The organism is Citrobacter sp. wls615 (assembly GCF_005281355.1).
In the GTDB taxonomy this organism is placed as follows: Bacteria; Pseudomonadota; Gammaproteobacteria; order Enterobacterales; family Enterobacteriaceae; genus Citrobacter; species Citrobacter werkmanii.
This window is the reverse complement of record NZ_SZXM01000088.1, coordinates 21,826-30,510: the sequence shown is the minus strand read 5'-3', so window position 1 is coordinate 30,510 and position 8,685 is coordinate 21,826. Positions and strand designations below refer to the sequence as shown.

At 48.9% G+C, this 8,685-nt stretch carries 6 protein-coding genes; 5 read left to right on the top strand and 1 reads right to left on the bottom strand.

The annotated features are described in order from the left end of the window. Positions 1-63: 63 nt before the first annotated feature. Positions 64-1,812 carry a sigma-54-dependent Fis family transcriptional regulator gene (locus tag FDX04_RS23165; protein WP_061382300.1) on the bottom strand — a complete coding sequence of 583 codons (1,749 nt, stop codon included), beginning with the start codon at positions 1,810-1,812 and terminating at the stop codon, positions 64-66. Positions 1,813-2,192: 380 nt separating this feature from the next. On the opposite strand from FDX04_RS23165, the gene dpaL reads away from it, so the two are divergent. From dpaL to evgA, 5 genes are all read left to right on the top strand, one after another. Next, positions 2,193-3,407 (top strand): diaminopropionate ammonia-lyase, encoded by a 1,215-nt coding sequence (gene dpaL, locus FDX04_RS23160; RefSeq protein WP_137361310.1) that lies wholly within the window; start codon positions 2,193-2,195, stop codon positions 3,405-3,407. A 32-nt stretch (positions 3,408-3,439) separates the two neighbouring features. Then, positions 3,440-4,624 (top strand): YgeY family selenium metabolism-linked hydrolase, encoded by a 1,185-nt coding sequence (locus tag FDX04_RS23155; RefSeq protein ID WP_042313225.1) that lies wholly within the window; start codon positions 3,440-3,442, stop codon positions 4,622-4,624. Between the two features lie 68 nt (positions 4,625-4,692). After that, positions 4,693-6,285, top strand: a complete 1,593-nt coding sequence (locus FDX04_RS23150; protein ID WP_137371519.1) for an amidohydrolase family protein — start codon at positions 4,693-4,695, stop codon at positions 6,283-6,285. 78 nt (positions 6,286-6,363) lie between these two features. Beyond that, a complete protein-coding gene (locus tag FDX04_RS23145; protein WP_137361173.1) occupies positions 6,364-7,650 on the top strand; it encodes an MFS transporter in 1,287 nt (428 codons plus the stop codon). A 420-nt stretch (positions 7,651-8,070) separates the two neighbouring features. Beyond that, on the top strand, positions 8,071-8,685 hold the full coding sequence (evgA, locus tag FDX04_RS23140) for an acid-sensing system DNA-binding response regulator EvgA (protein WP_042313232.1): 615 nt from the start codon (positions 8,071-8,073) through the stop codon (positions 8,683-8,685).

The following is an 8,685-nucleotide window of genomic DNA, read 5'->3' as shown; positions in this document are numbered from 1 at the left end:
AACCGATCCTTAACTGATCGGTATTGCGCATTACGCGGGCTTTTTCGTTAAGTAAGATGGGGGTCATAACCCGTATAGCTTTATTTTTCGATAAAGCGTGGCAATGCTGATCCCCAGTTCAGTCGCTGCCTGTTTTTTTCCCTCCACGCTTGCGCCAAATCGCTGGATGACATTTTCTATTGCCTCCCTTTCCGCTTGTTTTCCCTTATTAGCAAGCTGCTGAGGCTGGGCTGTCATCGACGTTTTTCTGCCGTCAGCTGCGGTGAGCAGGTAAGGAGGCAGATGGCTGGCGTTGATCCCGGCGGCTTCCCCGCGCATCACGAAAATATATTCGATGACGTTACGTAATTCACGAATGTTACCAGGCCAGTGCCAGGCATAGAGGCGGTTGATGACGTCATCGGGGAGTTTTTGCGACGGTCGCTGATAACTGACCGAAAACTCATCGGCAAAATATTGCGCGAGAACGGCAATATCTGCTCGTCGTTCGCGTAGAGAGGGAAGAACCAACGGGACCACGTTCAGGCGATAGAAAAGATCTTCGCGAAACTGATTATTCTCCACCATGGCGTTAATATTTTTGTTGGTTGCGGCAATAATTCGTACATCAATATTGATGGTGTTGTTAGACCCGACGCGAGTGATCGCCTTTTCCTGCAGAACCCTGAGCAGCTTAGCCTGCAGATGAAGCGGCATATCGCCGATCTCATCCAGAAACAGACTGCCGCCGTTGGCCAGCTCAAATTTTCCCACTCGACCTTTGGGATCGGCCCCGCTGAATGCGCCGCGCACATAGCCAAACAGTTCGCTTTCCAACAACTGTTCGGGAATGGCAGCACAGTTGATTGTTACGAAGGGGGCGGCTTTACGGGGGCTGCTCTGGTGAATGGCAAATGCCACGACCTCTTTTCCTGAGCCACTTTCGCCGGTAATGAGCACACTGGCATAGCTGTTGGCGATTTTACCGATGGTGCTTCTGAGCTGTTCCATCAAGGGGGAGTGACCAATCAACCGCACCTGGGTGTCGGCCTCATAAGGCGATGGAAGTAGGGTGCTCAGGTAGTCGTGCGCGTCACGAAAGATAATCATGGTCAAGCGATCGTTATCCAAAGACGAGAGCGAAATTTGCTTGCACAGCACATGGTATTTCTGACCTTCGAGCGTCAGCCAGGCCTCCTCATCGCCATACAAACTGTCCCCGGTTGTTTCAATGGTCAACGGTAATCCCTGAACCTCGCGATTGAGAATGCGATCGGCTGAATGGTTGGCATGCCAGACAAGACCATGACCATCGATTGCCACGACGCCGCGGTCCATGGCGTCGATCAGACGGCGAAAAGCGCCCAGCGTTTCCTGCGCGCGTAAACGTTCCAGACATTCAAAAACCTTACTGGAAATCATCACGGCTATTTGCTCAATGAAAGTAACAAATTTCTCAATCTGGCTCAGGAGGGTGTCTCGCTGCGCCTGGGTTGAGCAAATAATCCCGATCACCCCAATGACGCGATTGTTGAGAAAAATTGGTGCGTTCAAATCCAGCATTTCAGAACAATAGTGGTGTTTTTCACATAACTGACACAGCGGATGTTCGCCAGGATTTTTGATCAGTACCGTTTCCCGCACCTGCAAAACGTGGCGGTAGATGTAGCCATTTTTTGCCACGTTTTCATTGAGCATATGCCGGTATTTACCGGTGCCAGCGATGCGCATTAAGGATTCATCAATGATCTCAACATCCGTTCCGGTGATGCCAGAAATAGCGTCGGCATAATTGCATATATCATCCTGAATATTGCTGAGTACTGAAATCATACTACTTCTCCGGCGCGTGTCGCATTTATCATGAAAAGTGATAAATAGGCGAACTAATCCCAAAATGATTTGCGAAAAATCAATCTACTGCTCTGTTTTAGTATGTTTTTTTTATTTTATCTTCCGCGATCACACTATTTATCAATTGTGAGAATTTATCAAAATGAAACGATAAACTAACACGATGATATTTTTTGCTGCAAATCTTTTCTTCTGTCTATTTAATTGAAATTTAAGTATTTATTAAATTATTTATAAGATTTTACTCAATTAATAAAAAGCTGGTAAGCATTTTGCTCTATTGGCATTACCGATAGCGGAAATATCTCTGTATGACATCAATTGCAGGGAATGGATTACCAGCACAATGAGGTTTTATGATGCAGGAAAACTTATCATTTTTTATCAACCAGACACCGTTTACCGAACATCCGAACGCGCCGTTGGCGCCGTTTAGCCGCCAGGAGTTGGTAAAAGCGTTGAATTTTCATCGGTCTATTCCGGGATATTCCCCAACGCCGTTGTATACGCTGCCGGCACTTTCACAAAAACTGGGCGTAAAAAATATCTACCTCAAAGATGAGTCTCAGCGTTTTGGCCTGAAAGCCTTTAAAGCGCTGGGCGGTTCCTATGCGATGGCGTGCCATATCGCTGAATTAATCGGTAAAGATATCAGCGAATTACCGTTTGATGTGATGACCAGCGAAGAGGTGCGCCGCGATCTGCAAACCGTCACGTTTGCTACCACCACCGATGGCAATCACGGTCGCGGCGTTGCCTGGATGGCGCGACAGCTGAAGCAAAATGCCGTGGTTTACATGCCAAAAGGCTCTTCGCAGCAACGTCTGGCGTCTATCCGTAACGAAGGCGCTACCGCTGAAATCGTCGATATGAACTATGACGATGCGGTTCGCATGACCGCAGAACAGGCGGAAAAGCATGGCTGGATTGTGGTGCAGGATACCGCCTGGGAAGGGTATGAAAAAATCCCGCAGTGGATTATGCAGGGCTACGGCACGCTGATGCTGGAGGCGATCGACCAGCTGCATCAGGTTGCGCCGACGCATATTTTTGTTCAGGCAGGTGTTGGCTCGTTTGCCGGCATGGTTCAGGGAATGGTGACAGCGGCATGGGGAGAAAATCGCCCGAAAGTGATCGTCGCCGAGGCGTTAATTGCCGATTGTCTCTACCGCTCAGCCCGCTCGAAAGAGGGTGATGCCATAGCGGTGGGCGGAGATTTGCAAACCGTGATGGCTGGTCTCGCCTGCGGTGAGGCAAATAGCATCGGCTGGAAGCTGTTGCGTGATTATGCCACCGCATTTGCCTCCTGCCCGGATGAGGTTGCGGCGCTTGGCATGCGCATGTTGGGTAATCCGCTGGCAGGCGATCCGCAGATCGTTTCCGGTGAGTCCGGGGCGGTGACGACCGGCCTGCTGTCACTGTTGATGACCTCGCCTGAACTGGCGCAAACGCGTGCGCAACTGGGACTGGATGAGCATTCCCGCGTGTTGTTGATAAGTACTGAGGGTGACACTGACCCACAACAGTATCTGGATATTGTCTGGGGCGGTCAGTACCCTGGCATCAACAAATAATTTCCTGATTGAGAATAAGAACGGAGAAACCCATGTTATCTGCAAACCGTATTGAAGAAGTGATTAAAAACTGTCAGGCGTTAATCCAACAAAAAAGTTATTCCGGTCAGGAAGGGGACGTGGTTAATGCCATAAAAACAATGATGCAGCATTACCAGTTCGATGACATCCACGTTGATAAGTACGGCAACATTGTTGGCGGTATCGTGGGTAATCAGCCTGGGAAAACGCTGGTTCTCGATGGGCATATTGATACCGTGCCGGTGAACGAAGAGAAGTGGACCCGCAACCCGTACGGCGGTGATATCGAAGATGGCAAGATTTATGGTCGCGGTACGACCGACATGAAAGGCGCCGTGGCGGCAATGATCTCCGCCGTGGGTTTTTTCGGTCAGGACAATCAGCGCAATTTTGCCGGGAAAATCTACGTTGCCTGCATCGTGCATGAAGAGTGCTTTGAAGGTATTGCCGCTCGCCTGGTCAGCGAGCGCTATAAGCCAGACTACGTAATCATCGGTGAAGCTTCCGAGCTAAACCTGAAAATTGGCCAGCGTGGCCGTGCTGAAATTGTGGTTGAAACGTTTGGTAAACCTGCACACTCCGCCAACCCGCAGGCAGGGATTAACGCGGTGTATAAAATGGCGCAATTGATCGACAAAATTCGCACCATTACCCCGCCAACGCACCCGGTACTCGGGCCTGGCATTCTCGAACTGACCGACATTAAATCTTCGCCGTACCCGGGGGCCTCGGTCGTGCCGGATTACTGCCGCGCAACCTACGATCGCCGTTTGCTGGTGGGCGAAACCAAAGAAAGCGTGATTGCCCCGCTGGAAAATGCCCTTGCAGAATTCATCGCGCAGGATCCGCAATTTAAGGCCCGTGTCTCCTACGCGGTGGGTCAGGAGTCTTGTTATACAGGTGCCACTATTGAGGGAGAGCGCTTCTTCCCGGGCTGGGTGTATGACGAGTCGGACGAATTCGTGCAGGCCGCTCTGGCTGGCGTTCGTGAGGCCGGGTTTAATCCGAGCATCACGCAATACTCATTTTGCACCAACGGTAGCCACTATGCGGGCGAAGCGGGAATTAAAACTATTGGCTTCGGACCTTCGCGTGAAAATCTTGCGCACACCATTGATGAGTATATCGAGATCGATCAGTTAACCGGTTCGGCCAGCGGCTATTACAGCATCATCCAGACACTCTATCGCCAATAAAAAGAACGATAAAAATCCTCTTACCTTACAGGCGGTGCCGTGCAGCGCCGCCGCAATGGAGAATAACGATGAAAACCATTTTCAAAAACGGAAATGTGATCGATGGGACGGGCAGTGAAGGCAGAATTGCCGATGTGGTCGTTGATGAAGGACGTATTGTCGCAATCGGTCAAATAGACGTTGGCGTCAATGAACAGGTCATTAATGCGACGGGAAAAATTATTTGTCCTGGCTTTATTGATACCCATACACACTCTGACTTGTCGGCGATTATTAACCTCGCGCTGTCGGCAAAAATTCGTCAGGGAATTACCACTGAATTGCTGGGGCAGGATGGCGTCGCGTTAGCGCCGTTGCCGGAAGAATATATTCCAGCGTGGCGTAAAAATATCGCCGGCCTTGACGGCGATACCGACAAAATAGACTGGAAATATAAAAATACGGACGGTTATCTCAATCTGCTGGCATCACGACATCCGGCGACAAACCTTGCCTATTTAGTTCCGCATGGCAACGTGCGCATGGAGGCGATGGGGCTGGATGGACGGCCTTCCACCCGTGAAGATGTGGCGAAGATGTGCGAAGTCCTTGAGCGGGAATTAAAAGCGGGAGCGTTTGGTCTTTCCACCGGGCTTATCTATATGCCTTGCGCCTTTGGCGATACTGCCGAAATGATTGAACTGTGCAAGGTCACGGCGAAATATAACGGGATCTTTGTGGTACATCAGCGCAGTGAAGCTGACGATATTATCAACTCAACGCAGGAACTGATTGATATCGCCAAAGCCACTGGCGTCTGGCTACATATTTCACATATGAAGGTTTGCGGAAAGAAAAACTGGGGTCTGATCGACCAGATGCTGGGGATGCTGGAGCAGGCGCAGGAAGAGGGGATCCGCATCTCTTTCGACCAGTATCCATATGTGGCGGGTAGCACGATGCTTGGCGTGATCCTGCCGCCATGGGTCCACTCCGGTGGAACAGACAAATTACTGGAACGCCTGGCCTCACCTGAACTGCGCGCCAAAATGATCGAGGATATTCAGCAGGGTATTCCCGGCTGGGATAACTTTATCGATTTTGCCGGTCTGGACCAGATTTTTGTTACCAGCGTGAAAACGGCCAAAAATCAGGATGCCGTTGGTCTGAACCTCGTCCAGTTGGGGGAATTGCGCGGGAAAGACCCCTACAACGCCACCTTCGACCTGCTTTATGAAGAAGAAAACGCCGTGGGAATGGTCGACTTCTACGGCACTGAAGAGCATGTGATTAAGTTTCTCTGTCGGCCAGAGCAAAACGTTTGTACCGACGGTTTAATGGGGGTCGGAAAACCGCACCCTCGCGTGTTCGGCGCATTCCCACGTGTGCTCGGTAAATACGTACGTGAAGAGGGATGTCTGAGCTGGGAAGCGGCAATTCGCAAAATGACGGGTAAACCTGCTGAGGTGCTTGGCCTGCAGGATCGTGGGCTGCTGAAGGTGGGTTACGCGGCGGATATCGTGATGTTCGATCCGAACACTATCGCTGATAGGGGCACGTTTGTTGAACCTAATCAGTATCCGCAAGGGATTGAAATTGTCATGGTTAATGGGCGCATTGCCTTAATTAATGGCACGGAAAGTTATGCCTGTAGCGGTACGGTTATAAGAAAAGAATATTAATAAATAACGCTAAACACGCATTGATCTATCGCGACTATTTATAGCCGCGGTAGATCACTACACCCTAAGGACATCACAATGAACCTACAAACATCTTTACCTTCAGGTAAACCAAAGACCTGGAAAGCAAGATATACCGTCCTGACATTGATCTGGCTGGCGTGGCTCCTCTCTTTTCTCGACAGAATGGTCATGAGCGTTTCGCTCCCTTATATCGGCAAAGATTTAAATCTGGATACGACGCAACAAGGTTTAATTATTAGCGCCTTTTTTATTGGTTATGCGGCGTTTCAAATTCCTGGTGGTTTACTGGCGGATAAGTTTGGCTCACGTAAAATTATGGCCATTGGTATTGCCTGGTGGTCTGTTTTCACCAGCTTAACCGGGGCTGTGCTGACGCTACCGCTGATGCTGGCCGTACGTTTCTTCTTTGGTATCGGCGAAGGGTGCTTCCCGTCGGCCTCCTGGAAAATGATTTCGACCTATTTCCCGTCGAAAGAACGCGGACGTGCGACGGCGATTCAATCAACGGTGAATACCTTAGGCCCGGCACTGGCGGTCGTGGTCGCAGCCAGCATTATCGGGGCATTTGGCTGGCATATGGTTTTTATCGTGCTGGGTATTCCCGGCCTGTTTATCGCCGCAGGGATCTACTTATTTACGCGTGACAACCCGAAAGATCACCCCGCCATTACGCAGCAGGATCTGGCGGAACTGGCTGTTGACGATCAGGGGGGGCTGCAAAACACCAGCGCTATCGCGTTTAAAGACGTACTCAAAATGCCGGTGCTTTGGCAAATGGCAAGTATCTGGTTTTTGTTTGATATCACCTTCTGGGGTTTTTCAACCTGGTTACCCAGTTACCTGATCACTGTACGTGAGTTTTCTTTGGCCAAGACCGGCGTAATGGCGGCAATTCCGTTCCTGTTTGGTGCAGGAGGGACTTTGTTAGGCGGATATTGTTCAGATAAATTCAAACCGATGCGTAAAACGTTGTACGTCGTAACCTCAGTCATTGCTGCAGGCTTCCTGTACCTGACCTTCAGCGTGAGCAGTGCAGATATGGCGGTGGTTTATCAGTGTATTTCAGCCCTGTTCATGTTTTTCGCTATGGCGACGTTCTGGGGAATTTTGATGGATACCATCCCCAGCAACATTATGGGACGGGCGTCGGGGATCGTTAACTTTGGCGGTCAGATGGCGGGCGTTGTTTCCGCACCTATCATCGGCTGGCTGATCCAAAGCAGCGCAGGAAGCTATAACAGCGCCTTTATCTTTATGATTGCCGCACTGTTATGTTCTGCCATCGTTACGCTGACCGTGAAAAACTCGCGCGCGGTTGGAGCATTACCCAGTCAGGCTTGATTAATGTCTGTCTCCTGTGGCTCTGCTGTTTCAGGGCCACAGGGATTGACGGGTATTAGCGTTTAAGTACTCGCAATAACTGAATTTCCCGCCAGATGTACAGTTACCACGGTAATTCTATTTCTCTTCTTTTATTAAGAATTAAGCATAATAAATGAAAGACCAGTCCTACATGTGTAGGAATATTCCCTCTGTTATGTGTTAATGATTTGATCTACAGAAAGGCTCAAGGTTTAATTCTTGTAAATCTAAATGTTATTTTTATGGTTTATTCATCTTGGTTATGAAAAAATCATAAAATATACACGTGACTATGTTAGAATTTGCGTCCTGGGTCTGGCGCTTATAAATTAATAATATCGAAGACTCACCTGCACTATAGCCATCGCCTCTCTTTATTTATCGGGATTCTTATACGCAATGAACGCGATAATCGTTGATGATCACCCTTTGGCCCGCATTGCCATTCGCAACTTACTCGATACTAATGGTATCACTGTGACCACTGAGCTCGACAGTGGCGAGCAAGTCGTGCAGGTGGTTGAAAAAAACAAACCTGAGCTGCTAATTATCGATGTGGACATTCCTGGCATCAGTGGCATCGAGGTGCTGGAACAATTACGCAAGCGGCACTATGCTGGCGTGATCATTATCATTTCAGCAAAAAATGAATATTTTTATGGTAAACGCAGTGCTGAATACGGTGCCAACGGATTTGTGAGTAAAAAAGAAGGCATGAATAATATTCTTGCCGCTATCGAAGCCGCCAAAAATGGTTATAGTTATTTCCCCTTCTCCCTTGAGCACTTTACTGGCTCATCGGTCAGCGAGCAGGATAAACTTGATACATTATCGACACAGGAAATGAGAGTGTTGCGTTATATCCTTAATGGCATGGATTACAGCACTATTGCCAGTAAAATGAATATCAGTAATAAAACGGTGAGTACCTATAAAAGTCGTTTAATGGAAAAGTTAGATTGTTCTTCATTAATGGAAATTTATGATTACGCGCAAAGAAATAAAATAGGGTAG